Genomic DNA, 16,413 nt, shown 5'->3' on the forward strand with positions numbered 1-16,413 from the left:
CACTGATATTGTACTGAAAATCCGCCTCCGATTATGAAATTTAACTTTTCAAAAAATGTAGCAATATCAAATACTTAAAACAATTTCGTCCATACCAATAATAGTTTCATACCGTATTAGTTAATTTTTGTTTACCAAAAATAGCTTGCACTATTCAAATAGTGTGGGTTTTATTGACAAATAGCGGATCAAATCAACACTGGAACTGAGTACATGCTCGCGACCGAGTCAGATACAGAGACCTATGAAGACCTGGATCAGATGCAACGGGATTACCAGGCTCTAACTACCACAATTTCGCGGCTATCAGCTGAGAATAACCGACCTGATAGCGTGAAGCGCCTCCGTCTGTTCTCTCAGACTGAAGTGGCTAATTTGATTGATATCTCCAGATCTTACGTTGTGAGGGTTGCCGAGGAACTTAATTTACAGGTTGAAATCGTCGGTGGCCGTAATCAGCGGTTTTATACACTGTCTGATATTAATCAGATCCGACAGTACCTTGGCAAGAAAGCTGGTGATCTTGAGAAAGCACGGGGGTATGACCCACGCCGGCGCGGCACTGAAGATCTCAGAGTTATTGCAGCTGTTAATTTCAAGGGAGGCTCCGCCAAATCAACCACTAGCGTTCACTTTGCCCAATATATGGCCCTGCGCGGCTACCGGGTGTTAGCTATCGATTTAGATCCGCAAGGATCACTATCCGATATGTTCGGTTGCGAGCCTGTGCGACTGAAAGAAGATGACAGTCTTTATGCAGCCCTTCGGTATGAAGATACTCTGCCACTATCTCAAGTCATTCGAAAAACCTACTTCCCAAACCTCGATCTATGCCCTTCTGGGCGCTGGGTTTCAGATTGGGAATTTGACGCGCCAAGGGTAGCGACAGAGCTGAAAATACATGAGCAGGGATTGCGTAGTGATTACAACGCAGTTACAGAACAGCTTGGCGATGACTGGCTTCAAGAAAGCGAACTAGATAAACTGACGCGGAGCGCGGCGCATCTGGAAAATGAAATTACCCAATGTACCTTGCAGCGTTTTTTCTTTCTTCGCTTACAGCTGGCCCTAGCAGATGTTCAGGATGATTATGATATCGTGGTTTGCGATACGCCGCCAAATCTTGGCTACCTGAGTAATGCTGCGATTACAGCTGCAAATCATCTTCTGGTCACGGTTCAGCCACAGATGCTGGACTGCGAGTCTATGGTCCAGTATCTCAGCACAACCATAAACCACCAGTACCAATACAAGGCCGCGATTAAGAACTTCCTTGGGCCTGAGCTTGTTACTAACAAAACTCTCAACTACTTGATTACTAGGTTTGGCGGCACTGCATCTCAGCATGACACCGCTACTATGCTGAAAGGGCAGCTAGGGCGTGGTGTTCTGCAAAACATGATGCTTAATTCCGCAGCTGTTGAGGAAGCGCGCCTTAATATGAAAACGCTCTACGAGTCAGAGCGCAGCGAATTCAATCCGAAAACATTTGACCGGGCTATCGAAGCTCTCAATGCGGTTAATCAGGAGATTGAACAAATCGTACTGAAGGGCTGGGGGCGTTTGTGAACAAGAGAAATGAGAAGAAGGCCAGAATGGCAGCGATATTATCGGACTCAAATGTTCCGGTCGTAAAACCTGTTTCAAGAGCTACCGAAGAGGTGTCGCCGATATCTCCTATCGGATTGATGAAATCTCTTGCAAGTTCAACTTCGCCCTCTGGCGCAGGCTCAATGGCTGTAAAAGCGATTCCAGCTAGCGCTTGCGAACCATCGTTTGCGAATGATCGCCAGCTGGAAGATTTCGATGAAGAATTGAACAATCTGGTACAAAGCATCAAAAGCCAGGGGCAGTTGGTGCCAATCCTAGTCCGACCGCATCCGACAGAAGATGGCCAGTATCAAATTGCATACGGCCATCGGCGTGTCAAAGCTTGTAAAGAACTGGGTTTTGCGGTTCGCGCCATCGTCAAAAATTTAAATGACGAAGAGCTCGCCATTGCACAAGGCAAAGAAAATCAGGAGCGAAAGAACACCAGTTTTATTCAACGCGCTCTTTGGGTCGCTTCGCTTGATAAAAAGGGTCTTACCCGGAAGGTGATTGCTGATGCAGCGGGCGGCGGTGACCTGACAACAATTTCCAAACTCAAAAAAATCATCCACGCCATTCCTTATGAGTTTATCGCGAAAATTGGTCACGCGCCGAAAATCGGTAGAACCAAATGGGAGCGATTGGCAAAAGGATTTGAGAATCCACGGGCAGAAAAACGCGTTCGTTTGAAGATTAATACCCTTAGCGGCACTTGGCCTCAGATCGATTCTGATAAGCGGTTTGATATTGTTCTTGAAGCTGCTGTTCGCGAAGAAAAATCAATCTCCACGCTTAAAATACAGGTAAAAGATTCAGGTGAGAATAATGTCGCTGAGATTGTAAATTCGGCGTCCGGAACCAAGATTGTCTCAAAGGGTAAAGAAGGAAAGGTTTTCGTAGATTGGATTTCTCGGCAGATGGATCTGTTGATGCACCAGTACGAAGAGAGCAAAAAGGGCAGCTCATCATGACTTAGGGCTTTAAAAAATGAACCCCCGCAGACTGCAATCTGCTGAGAGTTCATATTCCATAGGCTACATAAGCTTCAGCATGAAGTAACCACATACCTATTTAAATGTTACTTTGAGACGCGCTCCAAATCAACCCGATTTATCCGGTTGGGCGTCCTTTTTATATCTGAAGCCTTTCTAGCCAGTCTTTTTTGAGACGGGAATGGGGATGATATACCCAATCCTGCAATGCATTCAGTCTCCTAGAGACTGTTAAGGACTTTGCTATGCAAAAATCACAAGCGGTTGCGTCATTTCGCAAACTGACGCCTGCCATCATCGCCAGTCAGAATTTGGCTATGGCAAATGATATTGTTGAAACCACCAAAGCCGAAGTCTCAATAGCGATTAAAAAGGCTGCCCCTGCTCTCGGCATCGATGGAACCGCCTATCATCTTCTGGATATTCTAATTGGCTTGTCGGCTGCTGATGATTGGCTGCCCAACCGCCGCCCGCTGGTTGCCATCTCAAATGAGAAGCTGGCGGAATACGTCTGCCGGTCGCAGCGCACCGTGAGCAGAAGCATTAAGCGCCTGGTTGAAGCAGGTATTATTGCATATCGTGACAGTCCGACCGGTCGCCGTTATATCCACCGTAACGAGTTCACAAACGGCAAGTACGGTGAGATCCAGCGCGGCTATGGCTTTGACTTCTCCCCTGCCCGTCAGCGTGTCCATGAGCTGAAAGCCATTGGAACTGCGTTCACTGCGCGTTTAAACACCCAAAAAGAGGCAAAGCGCACAGTGAACCGGCTGTTACGGTCCATCCGGGATATGGCAGAGCTGGCCGCCAATGAGGGGCTTTGTTTTCAAAGCATTGAGAAATCTGTAGCGGCTATGGATGGTAAGGCTATCGCAATTGAGGACAGGGCCGAGGTTTTACAGTCCATCTTTGAAGTTGCAACAGCCTTGTTTGAAGTGTCTTTAAATGAAGATAGTATGTCATGCGCGGGTGACATGAGCGACGCCCCTTATAATCATACAAACCCTCAAACACTTAAAAGAGGTAATAATATGCAGGGATTGGCTAGAGCCAATCACTTTGATTTATCTGATCCCGAACAAGTCGGGATTAGTTTGGCTTTTGAAGAAGTCCAGCAGCGCAAGGCTCAAGCCAACCCGGCACACAAGAGCTTGTTGAGAGCGCCAAAAGAGGCTGAAAACCCCCTCGCCTTGGTTTCAATCGGCTTGATAGATGCTGCAACACCGAACACCAGGGAACTTTTAGGCGATGGTTTTGAGTGCTGGGATGATCTGGTGGACCAAAGCGACCAGCTCAGGCTGGCAATCGGCCTGTCTGTCGATGGCTGGAAACAAGCTGTTGCAGCGCTTGGCACGAAAATGGCCGCTGCCGTTCTGGTCGTTACCGTGGAGAAGACCCTGCGTAATCCTGATGCTATCTCAAGTCCGGCTGGATATTTTCGCGCCTGTGTGGACCGCGCCAGAGATGGCAAATTAGCGCTCAGCAATTCCCTTTACGGATTGAAAGCAGAAAATCGAACATCAATCTAGAGATGATCAATGCAAACCATATGAAGAAATTGAGCGAGGAGCGTAACCTTGACTTATTTGCAGGAAAGAAAATCGTCTATTTTTGCACGCTACAAAGCTGGCATGTCGCTACGCCGGATTAGTGAAATATACGGATGTACCACCCATGATGTGGAAGATGTGGTTGACTGCATGCAGAGAGCCAACGCAGTAAATAGGTTTATAGCCCCTGCTCTGCGTGGTCGAGGTGGTGTGACCAGTACAGCCGTCAAGCATTGGGATGCATTTCCGCAGGATATCCAAAGCGTGGTCTTGAGGGTTGCCGAAAAATTCAACGTACCTGTTGTTGTCTTGTTCACAACGGTGGGACGCTCACACCAAGAGGCGCGCGCGCGCGGTTGTTTTTTTTACATCCTTAAAACCCGACACGGATGGAGCGCTGCCCGTATAGGGCGGGTTACCGGCAGAGGTGCGCCCGCTGTGAGGGCCGCGATCTCGCGGTATTGTGAAAGCATTGGTGAGAAGAAGGCTAATCTGATAAAGATGACTGCTCATATAGAAAGGGCTAATGCTTAACATCATCCCCAATCTGAAGGACGGGATTTCCAACAAAGGTACGTAACTACGCACAGAATGAATTGATCTGTGACTTGTTTACCTTTCGATGAAACTCTAATGTGTTGTTATATAATAGCTTTTTTGAAAATAGTGGCAGGTGTCACGCATCTACATCTTCCTCAAGGGCAGTAATACCTTCTTTTGGAATGACTTGGGGCTGCAATAAAATGCTCCCAGCTATGTAAGAGGGAGAGCGTTGGCTTCTACTGTTTCATTTAAGGAGTAGCTATCTGATCGGGCAGGGGACGCCGTGAGAGTGACCGGAGTGTGATTACAGGTTCGGCACGGCGGTCTTGCTGCGCAATCCCTTGTCGCTCACCTTCCATCCCACGCTTTGTTGCTGCTCGCTACACAAAACACGCCTTCGGCATGTTTTCCTGGGCTTGCAAGAGGGGTGCTGCGCACCCGCTTTGGTAATGCGTAATGTGCGCATGTGATGTGCAACGGCTCCTCGTTGCAGGGAGTGCAGAATGCCTTTGAATGATATTCGCAAAGCGAGCAGGGCAGGCAGACCGAATTAGGCCAGAAATCTGCCTATCCTCTCTACGAGATATATCGTGAAAAGGCTCAGATACGATGGATCTGGGGAAGCCTCCAAGGTCACCGAGCCTTGGAAGTGCCGCCAAATGCGCTTTACTCAAACGCAAGAATGTTGGACGTGCGTGCCGAGAAACTTGGAGGACTGGGGCCCGAGACCCATTTCGGATCGTTGCTTTGGAAAACAAATAACTCCTAAGTCAGGCCAAAGCACTGCAGGTCTCTTGTGAATGGACATTGAATATCGAGGCAGGCCTTTTGAAAATCCAAGCCAGGTCTTTTTGGTTCAAACCCTGAATAATAAATGCGTCTTCGTCAATAAAGCGCACATGTATGCAATCAGCAGGAACAGGCATCAAACAGATCCAGACGAGCTTCCTTATGTGTCAGCGTTTTAGGGGATCTTAAGTTCACAGGAACAATTCCTGGGTTTTGAAAGGCCACATGAATTTGTAGACCTCTTTGCTAATGTTCTGAAGCAAATAGATCTTGAGGATTTGGTTTGTATTCAGGGCCGTAAAGAGCCAAATGAGAAAGTGCATAATGCTCACCATAATAACTAAATCGTTCAATATTTCAATAAGTTAAGATGATTTCCTGAATAGCCACATTCAACCGTGTTGTTGCTGTTAGAGAAGCTGATGGGCCGGGAGTATCGTTGTGTTCCAGATCAATAAGTTGAAATCTTGAAAGTCCCAGCTGAATTGATGGATCATAAGATGAATGGTCCTGATCAATATGAAATCTTAAATTTACCCTCTGATGAAGAGATGGACCGGATTTTGGTACAAATGAGGGAAAAGGGCAGGGGCACATCTGCCCAAAGGCAGACCACGCCTGATCCACGCGCTTACAGCGCTTACCAAGCCAGACGGTATTGCCAAGTTGTTTGGGATGAGTTGCAAAAGCCCTGTGAGAGCATATTTCAAGCCGTCATTTCGACAGTATAGTCCGCCCATAGGGCGAAAGCATCGACCCTTGCATGGCGGTAAGAATGAGCGGAAAGTTTGTAGCGGCGTGGACGGAAAATGATATTGATCTGATCATGGGCCGACAAGAACCTTTGCGCTTGTCGTGGGGATTTGAAACGCCCCATAATCTTCTCTCGCTTTCTTGTCGGGCGATGAGAGTTTTCTATCCTGTTGTTCAACCCCTTGTGGGCCCGATGGTCTGCATTTGGAGCCAGGGTTTGGATGGGCTTGATATAGCTGCGCAGTTTATCCGTCACTACGACCCGCGGTTCGCCGAATTGCTTGACAAGTCTTTTGAAGAAACGCTTGGCTGCCTTGGCGTTCCTGTGTGATTGAACCAAAATGTCGAGCACGTCACCATCGCCGTCAATAGCCCGCCAGAGCCAGTATTTCACGCCGCAGATGGTGATGACCACCTCATCCATGTGCCATTTGTTATTCGGTTTCGGTCTATCCCTGCGGATGCAATCTGCAAAATGACAGCCAAAGCGGTTAACCCAAAGCCGAACAGTTTCCCGGCTGACAATAACACCACGTTCGGCCAGAAGATCTTCCACATCAGCAGTACTCATTGCAAATCTGTGGTAGGCCCACACGGCATAAGCGATAACCTCACGGGGGAAACGAAAACCCTTCAAATGGGCAAATGTGCTCGGTATCTTCATAGGAACTTAATAGCGTAAAATCCAATTTCAAACAACTTGGCAATACCGTTTCAAGGACTAAAGCCCCTACACAATGGCAGGAGAGCCATTTCAAAACGAAAAAAGATTTAACTTGAGTTTTCTATTCATGTTAAATATGTAATACGCAGCCAAAAGCCATATCCCGAAATCATAATATGAGAATGCCATGTTGCGTGTAACACGACGGAGCAAGGATAAGGCTTTTTGTGCCTTTTTCCTATCCGCACTTTTTGTTTCTTTTTCCTTGCATGCCAATGCTGCTGGAACTAGAAAATTGGTGGAAGAGGAAGTCCTGTTGGATCCCATCATCGTCCTGGGTGAGAGCGACGATGTTGAAACAGTTGCAACTTCGGAAGTCGATGAGGAACTACTTGATCGCCTTCAAGCAACGACTGTTCCTGAAATTTTGGACGGGATCCCTGGAACTGATTTGGCAGGGACAGCACGTGCGCAGGGGCAATCTGTAAATATTTGGGGTTTTGCAGATCAAGAGGACGTCAAGTTCCTGCTTGATGGAGCCCAGAAGGAATTCGAGAAATATCGGCAAGGCACTGTTTTCATCGAACCTCAGCTGCTTAAAACTATCAGTCTTGAAAAAGGGTCCTATTCTGCAGAAAGCTTCGGAGCATTCGGCGGTACAGTCAATATGACGACCAAGACGGCGAGCGATTTGCTCAAATCCGGGCAAAATATCGGTTTCTTTTCCAAACTTGGCTTCGCTTCTAATGGAAATGAATTCGCGAAGACTGTTGCAGCCTATGGACGGTCGGAAAAGTACGGTGCGGAACTCATTGTCTCTGCCACCCATCGAAAAAACGACAATTATCAGCTCAGTGACGACAGAGAACTACCCCTTTCAGCCATCACGCAACCAACTGGTTTCTTCAAAGGAAGTTTAGAGCGAGGCAGTCATTTTTTCGAAATCACAGGAGCTGCCTACTATAGCAACGACCTTCAGCCGTGGGCCGCAAAAGGCACGTATAAAGTACTCAGCGATACATACCCTGATCGAAAAAGCTATGAAGAGGCCATTTCTCGTAAATCTACAAAAAGAGAACTTAAGGACCGCTCCTTGGCGTTCAAATATGAGTTTAACCCAGACAATGAGTTGATTAACACCACGTTTGAATCGAACTATTCCAATACCAATCAGCACGATCTTAGGACTAATATAAACAGAACATACGATCTTTTACTTGGCGGCAAGGAAAGCTGGTTGGATTATACAAATTACAAAGCATCCTTTAAAAACGCCGCCGAGTTTGATCTATTTAGACTTGAAGCAAAGTTGGAAACGGGGTTGCAATTCTCAAATCACATGAGAGATGTCATGGTGCATGCTCCCAAATACAAAGATCAAGAAGATTACAATCATGGTTGGTTACAAGCTCCAACTCAACCGGGTGGAAAGCAGACCATTTATTCCGCATGGTCCGCGCTAACAATGAATTTTGGAAATGGTTTACAACTCAGACCAGGTCTTCGATTTGATTATATATTAACAGAGGGTGATCCCAATCTCGGTTCACGATACAACAATCCAACTGTAGGCCATGATTACAGTAGTGTGGAACACTCCGGACTCTCACCAAGTTTTAACGTTCTGCTACCGTTGAGCAATAATTTTCGTGTGTTTGGTGATTGGGCGTATAAGCTGAGAGCGCCATTGATTGATGAAATTTATGACACTGGTACGCGCAGAGCGACTTCAGATCAGCTTACTGTAGAGCGCGTGAATTCCAAGCGGCTTGGTTTTACGACGTCACACAGCAGCGTGATCCAACCTGAAGATACAATCAAAACACGCTTTTCTATCTTTAGAAATGATGTAAGCAACAACATCCACCGCCTATATAAAGATAACAGATGGCTCGTGCCATCAGACGATTACCCGACCTACGCGAACCTGAAAGGATACTATACCCAAGGCATTGAAGCTGAGATTTATTACGACAGCGACAATTTCATCGGTAGCCTTGCTTTTTCTGCAGGAGAGGGGAAATTTAACGGTACCGCTAGAAACGTTAATTTTGAAACCGATCAGTATGTTTCTGAAATAGCACCAACTAAACTGATAGCCACGCTTGGCTATAAAATTCCAGATCAGGATGTTACATTCGGTTGGAAAGGCAGCTTTTATTCAGGTCAGGATAGGATTACTCGTTCAGCGGACAATAAGTATTCCGCCACCAAAGGCTACAGCTTATTTGATATTTTCGTAAGCTGGACCCCAACGGAAGGACGGTTTGAGGATTTAGAAGCAAGAGCATCCGTTGGGAACCTTCTTGATCGAAAATACAGAAACCACTTTAGCGACACATACGGTAAAAGCCGCAATTACAAAGCATCTTTAAGCTACAAATTCTAGAAAATGCAGGCAGCTTCAACCATGAAGCGGCGTTGATGGGTTGGATGCCCCACCCCGACGGCATCATATTGTGCCAAGATAGAAAGACTTGGTCTCACGAACAAAGGGAGCAGCATCCATGGAAGAAGTTAGCATCATTGGGATTGATCTGGCTCTACTGCCATTGTGTAGGAGGTCTAACCCTTGTATTATAAGGGAAAATTGGAATTCGCACTTTTGAGATTGTCACGTTTCTTATGGCCGAAATTAACATCCCACTCGATATAGATTCCCTAGAAGTAGTATCGCAAGCTATTGATAATGATGGCAATATTACTCTTGAGGTGGTGAGCAAGAATGAGCACAGCGCCTGCCATAAGTGCGGAAAACCCGCGACAAAACCCAATGGAACAGCCCCGGTACGCACGATTAGGCAACGCTCGATTTTCGACCGGGATGTGTATCGTAAGCGTCCCATACGTGGATAAAATTCGCAGACTTTGATGCATGAGCAATAATATCTTGGAAACCGGTTAATCTTACACTGTTTCCACGGTCAAATAGCTAATTTTATTGCGTGTAATACTAAGCTGGACCACAAATTGGTATGTTCCTAGTACGGTGTTCTGTATTAGTTCTCGGATATAGAACACTAATCCACAATTGTGACGCTTACTAGCCCATACCTTTGGCCGGAGTAGTACGTCAGTCCACGGCTCCATCAAGATATATTCTGAAAGAGATGGGGGTAAGCGACTAACGGACAAAATCAACGTTTTAATTGAAACATCATCGGGATATTAGTGGCTATGTGTGGGGCTGTGAAGTGAGTATTAATAGAGCCGTAAATTGGACGTGCCCTGCTAAAAATTCCGGCATGGCTCCAACAGGGCCTCGGCGCTTACACTGGGTTACCGCCTCCGGTGTTGGACCCGTGTGCCGGTAGAAGCTGGCTCGGCTAAGAGCCCAAACGCGACAAATGTCAATGCTGAGGCAAATTTCCCCACATGTGCTGGACAAAAAGTCCCGAGTCCGTTCATTTTCCGGAAATGCACGCGCTTGAGGGGGGACGTGGCTTTACCGCGCGTGGCGGAGCAGCCAATGTAGCGCGATGGCGAAAAACGCTTGCCCGCGACAAAGAGAGCGCGGAGCAAACGGCTGAGGTCAGGCCGCTGCCTGAGGGCAAAGCAACCGCAACGGCCATCATGACTTGCCGCTGCGCTCTGGCGTCTGCTCCATCTCGTCCAACAATGTCGCCACTTTTTTTTTGGATTGCAAGGATGGCTTCCGCCTGGTCCAGACGCCGCCGTAGTGCTAAAACTTCACGGTTAGCCTTGGCCAGTTCGGCCTGTAATGGGTTGGCGGGTGCTTTTTGTGGGCCACGTTGACGCGGCTGCAATGCTCCCAATGAGCCTGCAGCGCGCGCCCGACGCCAATCCGTTAGCGCAGAAGAATAAAGCCCTTCGCGCCGTAGAATGGCTGTAACACCACCTGTGTCTGCTGCTTGGTCCGCCTCGTCCAGAATGCACTGTTTGTATTTGGCTGTGAAACTTCTCCGCTTAGGGATAGCGGTCAGCTCGACTGCAGGCTGCACTGGCGCTGTCACCATGCGGGTTGGCGGTGGCGTGGCCACAATATCATCAGGTCCAATATCGGGTGAAAGCGGTGTCTGTGAAGGCATAATCATGGGTTCGGTCTCCTACGACATCAAGTGCAAGCGTTGGCCAGTGGAATGTCTCACGCTTATTGGCACGGAGGGCAGTGCGGCCTTTAGATTCTTATCCCAACTTCTTCTCGAAAAAGACCCGCCGGAACCCATCTTCATCTCAGTAAGCGTCACAATTGTGGATTAGTGTTCTATATCCGAGAACTAATACAGAACACCGTACTCGGAATATACCAATTTGTGGTCCAGCTTAGTATTACACGCAATAAAATAAGCTATTTGACCGTGGAAACAGTGTAAGATTGACCGGTTTCCAAGATACTAGAGCTTATGATTCATAGTCTGCAAAATTTATCCACGTATGGGACGCTTACTAACTCAGACGCGAAATACGTGATTATAAACTTTGAGGTATAGAATAATATTCTACGCCAAAAATCTTTGCGACAGAGCCAGAGGCCTGATCAATAAATAAAGATGACACCGGGCATATTGCTTGTTACCTACAGCTGTCATATCCGTTGTTATCGCCAACTAGGTTGATCTACGGATATTTTTAGTGAAACATATGCCTCGGTTACGCAGGCGCCTACATTAAGAAGCCCTGTCAAGATATTTAATTCGGGGACATCATATGCGTATTATGGGTTTGGCAGCTGTAGCAGCAATTGCGTTGGCAGCAGTTTCTGGCGCGGAAGCGAAAGATTGGACAAAGGTTCGTATGGGCACCGAAGGCGCCTACCCTCCATTCAACTTCACAACGGCTGACGGGACTCTTACCGGCTTTGACGTAGAAATTGGTAATGCTCTTTGTGACGAGCTCAAGCTTGAGTGTACATGGGTTACTCAGGATTGGGATGGCATCATCCCTGGTCTCATAGCTGGTAAGTACGACACAATCATTGCATCCATGTCCATTACCCCAGAGCGGATGGAAAAGATCGCCTTCTCTGCGAAGTACTACAACACCCCACCAGCAATCGCTATTCGCAAAGGCTCCGAGTTGGCTTCTGCCACTGCAGAAGGCCTCAAAGGTGTACGCCTTGGCGCTCAGGGCAGCACCACTCATTCTCAGTTCGCTGAAGAAGTCCTGAGCGGCTCTGACGTTGCTCTTTACCCTACTTCTGAAGAATACAAGCTTGACCTTGAAAATGGCCGTGTAGACGCTGTTGTTGATGATGTGATGGTTCTTGATCAGTGGGTCAGTTCTGATCAGGGTTCTTGCTGTAAGATCCTCGGCACCATGGAGCCAGTAGAAGCGATCCACGGCAAAGGCGCAGGCATTGGCGTTCGTAAGGGTAACGAAGAGCTTGCAGCGATGTTCACCAAGGGCATCTCCGCTCTGCGTCAAAACGGCAAGTACAAAGAAATAAACGACAAGTACTTCAAGTTCGACGTTTACGGTAGCGAATAAGAGGCATTAAGCTTCCAGCTTATACGACTGAAAGTGACTCGCTATTTGTACCCTCGGGTGGTTTTTACTACCCGAGGTATTTTGGTCGAGTAGGCCGAGGGGATTTCACCCTCAGCCTCTCACAGAACCGGACGTGATACTCTCGCATCATCCGGCTCTTGTCATCCAACCCATAGGGGTTTTGTTGTTTCTTAAAATTCTTCCCAACGACAACATCCGTTGTCTAAATGGTTGATCTCTAGATTCAACAGGATGACCGATCGGCTCTGTCGCAAAGATTTTTGGCGTAGAATATTATTCTATACCTCAAAGTTTATAATCACGTATTTCGCGTCTGAGCTACCAGTTTGGAGGGGAAATAGACGCTTCACGCTCTAAAACGGAGCAGCAAGCCAAAGTGATAGAAATATTTTCTAACTTTTTAGGCCTGATCCAAAGTTTGCGACAGAACCCGTGCGGTGATCCGTGCCCATAGCTTTTGTTTTAGCAATTGATGGGGTACCGAGTAATAGTGACGGCCAATATCAACATGGTAATCAAAACCTGCGCGGCACTGCTTCCATTCGGCATATACGTATGGTTCAATCGGCAACGGCTTCAGAGCTGACCGATCCAGGCGTTCGAACAAATCACGGCGGCTGGCACCTAGATGACGACTGACCTTGCCGTTGAGCTGATCCAGAAGTGGGCGAATCGCAGCGTTCACCTCATCAAGGCCAAAGAACCGCTGATTGCGCAGCCGCGCCAAAATCCAGCGCTCAGCTATCAGAACTGCGCCTTCCACCTTCGCCTTATCTTTGGGTTTACGCGGACGGGCTGGAACAATCGCCGTATCGTAATGGTTGGCCATATCGCCATAGGTGCGGTTGATCGCCGGATCATAAAAACAGGCCTTGGTTACACCCGCCTTAAGATTGTCCGGTACCAGTTGTGCGGCCACGCCGCCGAAGAACTCAAACGCCCTGACATTACTGGATATCCAATCAGGCAGGCTCTGCGTCCAACTGGCTTCAACATAAGTGTAACTGGAGGCCCCCAAGGTGGCGACAAAAATTTGTGCCGTGCGCACCTTGCCGGACTTTGGGCAAACCACATCCACGGTCTGACCCGCATAATCGAGAAACAGACGCTCGCCCGCAGGATGACACTGGCGCATCACCGGCGACAGCTTACCTGACCAACGGGTGTAAAGTTCACAGTACCGGCTATAGCCAAAGCCGTCAGGATGAACCGCCCGGTACTCTTCCCAAAGCAACAGAGAGCACCACAAAGCGTGGGGTATTTGCTGTTTTGGGCCATTGATGCGACGGTGTTAGGATGGCTTCACTCGGGGAAATTATCCAGCTCAAAATCCGCCTTTTAGGGATCAGCCCGATGATCTGGCGCCGGATCCTTGTTTCATCATCGACCACCCTGCACGAGTTGCACGGGATTTTACAGGTGGTGATGGGGTGGGATGGCATTCATCTGTTTCAGTTTGATATTCGGGCCGTCGACTATGGTTCTTGGGAACTACATATGGCGCGCCCGGATAATTCGCTGTGCGATTTCGGATTTCGCCGTAATGATCGGTTTTTCTACAATTACGATATGGGAAGTTACTGGCGACACGAAGTCCGTGTTGAAAGCTTATTGGATACTGATCCCAAGAAGTTCTATCCAATTTGCACCGGTGGAACATGCGCTTGCCCACCGGAGGATTGTGGAGGAGCGAGCGGGTTTCTAGTGCGCCGGGATGAGGCCAATGACTATGACGCGTGGCGAGACTTGGACCTCTTATCTGGCTTTGCGAAAGACCTTCTGGACTGTCGTGACACGGAACGAAGTCTGAGTGACCTGGACTTGGAGGAACTGCAGTTTGCCGTAGACCGAGTGAACGGCCGAGAGCCTTTCACATCCTGGCGTTTTTCACGCAAACAGTTGAATGCTTATTTTCGGGAGGGACGACATCGGGAGTTGATGCACCAGCAGTTGATCTGACCTGTCCAGAATCGAGCGATTTTGAACAGGTCGCGGGGCTCTGTTCAAAACTTAGCTTGACGGGGTATAGGACACAGGTAACATTACGGACACCTATTTCTTTACAGTGCACTGAGCCGATATGTCCAGAATATTTGCCTACGCTAGGGTGTCGACCTCCGACCAAGAAACACAAAACCAAGTCGCGGAGATTGAAGCGGCTGGGTTCAAGGTCGAACCACACCGCATTGTTACAGAAACTATCTCCGGGTCTGTATCCATTGCGCTACGCAAAGGTTTCGCCAGTTTGCTGGAGAAGCTGGAACAGGGGGATGTGCTTATTGTCACCAAGCTTGATCGGCTTGGTCGCGATGCCATTGATGTGTCCAGCACTGTGGCACGGCTTGAGCAGCTTGGCATTCGCGTTCACTGCCTTGCTCTGGGTGGAGTGGATCTGACGAGTTCCGCCGGAAAGCTCACCATGGGTGTGATCAACGTAGTCGCCCAGTTTGAGCGCGACCTTTTGATCGAGCGGACACAGGCTGGTTTGGCGCGCGCAAAATCAGAAGGGAAGACCCTGGGACGCCCACCCGCTCTGTCTGGTGAACAACAAGACATCGTACGCCAAAGGCTGGCCAATGGCGAGAGCATCTCTGCTATCGCACGGGACATAAAGACCAGCCGGCAAACTGTCATGAGAGCTCGGGATGCTGCCGGGTAAGAAGGGCTAGTAGAGATGGACATTCAGGTAAAGATAGCGATCACCGCTCCAGATGGGGAGATACATGAATTTAACATTGCCGCTTTTGAAAAGGGGCATGTAGACGCCGCCGAGATCGGACTAACCATTGAGGAAAGCAAGGAGCTTTTGGTGAAACTGCAACGGGAAATTGTTGCGGCCCAAACAGCGGCGTTTTGCGCTGCACGTTCAACTTGCCCAAGTTGTGCAGCTAGACTTAGGCGAAAAGGCAGCAAGCGTATTCAATATCGAACCGTCTTTGGCGATATCACCATAAACAGCCCACGCCTCAATCATTGCGGATGCCAGCCAGGGTCTGCCCAGACCTTCAGCCCACTGACAGAACTACTGCCCGATCATGTCGCGCCGGAAATGCTCTGGCTGGAAACAAAATGGGCCTCGCTGGTCTCATATGGCATCACAGTAGATTTGCTTAAAGACGTACTGCCAATCGGGAAGCGTCTGAATGCAGAAACCGTACGCAGGCATTTAGGGCGTGTTGCAAGCCGCATGGAGGCTGAGTTGGCCGACGAGCGGTACAGTTTTATCGAAACCTGTGCCTTTGATCGGGAACACCTGCCAAACCCGGAAGGCCCGATCACGGTTGGCATCGATGGCGGATATGTGCGATCGCGCGAAAAGGGCCAATCTCATTTTGAGGTCATGGTTGGCAAATCCATCCCCACAGACCAACCAGATCGTTACCTTGGCCTTGTGCAAAGCCATGATGAAAAACCAAAACGGCGATTGCATGAAGTCCTGAAAGAACAGGGTTGGCAAGAAAATCAGCAAGTCACATTTATGACCGATGGCGGCGAAACTGTCATCAATATTGCCCGTAATATGGCCCCTGCGTGTGAACATCTTCTGGACTGGTTCCATGTCACGATGCGCATCACCGTGATGGGGCAATATGTCAAAGGCCTTGCCCATCTGAACTCGAATGAGGCCGGGGAGATGGCCAGTGCGCTTCGTCAGATCAAAGGGTATCTATGGAATGGCAATCTGCATGATGGGCAGGCGGCCATAGATGATTTGGTCATGGACCTTGACGAAATCGAAACGGAATACGCCAGCATTAAGGCCCTACGAAAAGCAGCAGCCGAATTCCAGACTTACATAGCCAACACCGCCTGGATGATCCCGAACTATGCAGAACGACGACGTTACGGCGAACGTGTTTCTACCGGCTTTGTCGAAAGCACTGTCAATACCGTTGTCGGTAAGCGGTTTTGCAAACGCCAGCAGATGCGCTGGTCAAAAACCGGTGCTCATCTCATGCTGCAAACCCGGACACGCACGCTGGACGGCACACTGCGCACAAAGTTCCGGCAATGGTATCCGGGCATGAAGCCAGACGGGGAAGCAAAAATGGCAGCCTAATTG

11 protein-coding genes are annotated in these 16,413 nt (G+C 48.5%); 8 read left to right on the forward strand and 3 right to left on the reverse strand.

Annotated features, from left to right (window positions below):
* The first annotated feature begins 213 nt into the window (after positions 1-213).
* The 3 genes from BLS62_RS04905 to repC all read left to right on the forward strand — a co-directional run bounded on the left by BLS62_RS04905 (position 214) and on the right by repC (position 4,111).
* Entirely contained in the window at positions 214-1,569 is a 1,356-nt protein-coding gene (locus BLS62_RS04905) for an AAA family ATPase (RefSeq protein ID WP_093177719.1), read from the forward strand.
* The gene (gene repB / locus BLS62_RS04910; protein ID WP_143521517.1) at positions 1,566-2,561 is read left to right on the forward strand and encodes a plasmid partitioning protein RepB; all 996 of its coding nucleotides are present in this window, start codon (positions 1,566-1,568) and stop codon (positions 2,559-2,561) included. Before BLS62_RS04905 ends, repB begins: the two co-directional genes overlap by 4 nt.
* 266 nt (positions 2,562-2,827) lie before the next feature.
* Positions 2,828-4,111, forward strand: coding sequence for a plasmid replication protein RepC (repC, locus tag BLS62_RS04915; RefSeq protein ID WP_093177725.1), 1,284 nt, complete (start codon positions 2,828-2,830; stop codon positions 4,109-4,111).
* A gap of 2,059 nt (positions 4,112-6,170) precedes the next feature.
* On the opposite strand, the gene BLS62_RS04930 is transcribed toward repC, so the two are convergent.
* The gene (locus tag BLS62_RS04930; RefSeq protein WP_093177734.1) at positions 6,171-6,881 is read right to left on the reverse strand and encodes an IS6 family transposase; all 711 of its coding nucleotides are present in this window, start codon (positions 6,879-6,881) and stop codon (positions 6,171-6,173) included.
* A gap of 187 nt (positions 6,882-7,068) precedes the next feature.
* Between BLS62_RS04930 and BLS62_RS04935 the strand changes: the two genes are divergently transcribed.
* Positions 7,069-9,270 (forward strand): TonB-dependent receptor domain-containing protein, encoded by a 2,202-nt coding sequence (locus tag BLS62_RS04935; protein ID WP_093177737.1) that lies wholly within the window; start codon positions 7,069-7,071, stop codon positions 9,268-9,270.
* A gap of 1,015 nt (positions 9,271-10,285) precedes the next feature.
* On the opposite strand, the gene BLS62_RS04940 is transcribed toward BLS62_RS04935, so the two are convergent.
* On the reverse strand, positions 10,286-10,936 hold the full coding sequence (locus tag BLS62_RS04940; RefSeq protein ID WP_093177739.1) for a hypothetical protein: 651 nt from the start codon (positions 10,934-10,936) through the stop codon (positions 10,286-10,288).
* 613 nt (positions 10,937-11,549) lie between these two features.
* On the opposite strand from BLS62_RS04940, the gene BLS62_RS04945 reads away from it, so the two are divergent.
* The gene (locus BLS62_RS04945) at positions 11,550-12,329 is read left to right on the forward strand and encodes a transporter substrate-binding domain-containing protein (RefSeq protein WP_093177742.1); all 780 of its coding nucleotides are present in this window, start codon (positions 11,550-11,552) and stop codon (positions 12,327-12,329) included.
* 421 nt (positions 12,330-12,750) lie between these two features.
* Here BLS62_RS04945 and istA read toward each other — a convergent pair whose 3' ends face one another.
* Positions 12,751-13,584: an IS21 family transposase gene (gene istA / locus BLS62_RS04950; protein ID WP_159436500.1), complete on the reverse strand. Its 834-nt coding sequence runs from the start codon at positions 13,582-13,584 to the stop codon at positions 12,751-12,753.
* Positions 13,585-13,646: 62 nt separating this feature from the next.
* Between istA and BLS62_RS04955 the strand changes: the two genes are divergently transcribed.
* The 3 genes from BLS62_RS04955 (at position 13,647) to BLS62_RS04965 (ending at position 16,410) form a co-directional block, all read left to right on the forward strand.
* Positions 13,647-14,309, forward strand: a complete 663-nt coding sequence (locus BLS62_RS04955; protein WP_093177576.1) for a plasmid pRiA4b ORF-3 family protein — start codon at positions 13,647-13,649, stop codon at positions 14,307-14,309.
* A 121-nt stretch (positions 14,310-14,430) separates the two neighbouring features.
* On the forward strand, positions 14,431-15,009 hold the full coding sequence (locus tag BLS62_RS04960) for a recombinase family protein (protein ID WP_093177747.1): 579 nt from the start codon (positions 14,431-14,433) through the stop codon (positions 15,007-15,009).
* A gap of 15 nt (positions 15,010-15,024) precedes the next feature.
* Positions 15,025-16,410, forward strand: a complete 1,386-nt coding sequence (locus BLS62_RS04965; protein ID WP_093177749.1) for an ISKra4 family transposase — start codon at positions 15,025-15,027, stop codon at positions 16,408-16,410.
* Positions 16,411-16,413 lie beyond the last annotated feature (3 nt).

Source organism: Pseudovibrio sp. Tun.PSC04-5.I4, from assembly GCF_900104145.1.
GTDB lineage: Bacteria > Pseudomonadota > Alphaproteobacteria > Rhizobiales > Stappiaceae > Pseudovibrio.

Excerpts from the sequence above, each read along its gene's own strand:
- repC (WP_093177725.1), top strand. The coding sequence starts at position 2,828 with ATGCAAAAATCACAAGCGGTTGCGTCATTTCGCAAACTGACGCCTGCC.
- BLS62_RS04930 (WP_093177734.1), bottom strand. The coding sequence starts at position 6,881 with ATGAAGATACCGAGCACATTTGCCCATTTGAAGGGTTTTCGTTTCCCC.
- BLS62_RS04935 (WP_093177737.1), top strand. The coding sequence starts at position 7,069 with ATGTTGCGTGTAACACGACGGAGCAAGGATAAGGCTTTTTGTGCCTTT.
- BLS62_RS04965 (WP_093177749.1), top strand. The coding sequence starts at position 15,025 with ATGGACATTCAGGTAAAGATAGCGATCACCGCTCCAGATGGGGAGATA.
- BLS62_RS04955 (WP_093177576.1), top strand. The coding sequence starts at position 13,647 with ATGGCTTCACTCGGGGAAATTATCCAGCTCAAAATCCGCCTTTTAGGG.
- BLS62_RS04940 (WP_093177739.1), bottom strand. The coding sequence starts at position 10,936 with ATGATTATGCCTTCACAGACACCGCTTTCACCCGATATTGGACCTGAT.
- BLS62_RS04945 (WP_093177742.1), top strand. The coding sequence starts at position 11,550 with ATGCGTATTATGGGTTTGGCAGCTGTAGCAGCAATTGCGTTGGCAGCA.
- BLS62_RS04905 (WP_093177719.1), top strand. The coding sequence starts at position 214 with ATGCTCGCGACCGAGTCAGATACAGAGACCTATGAAGACCTGGATCAG.
- BLS62_RS04960 (WP_093177747.1), top strand. The coding sequence starts at position 14,431 with ATGTCCAGAATATTTGCCTACGCTAGGGTGTCGACCTCCGACCAAGAA.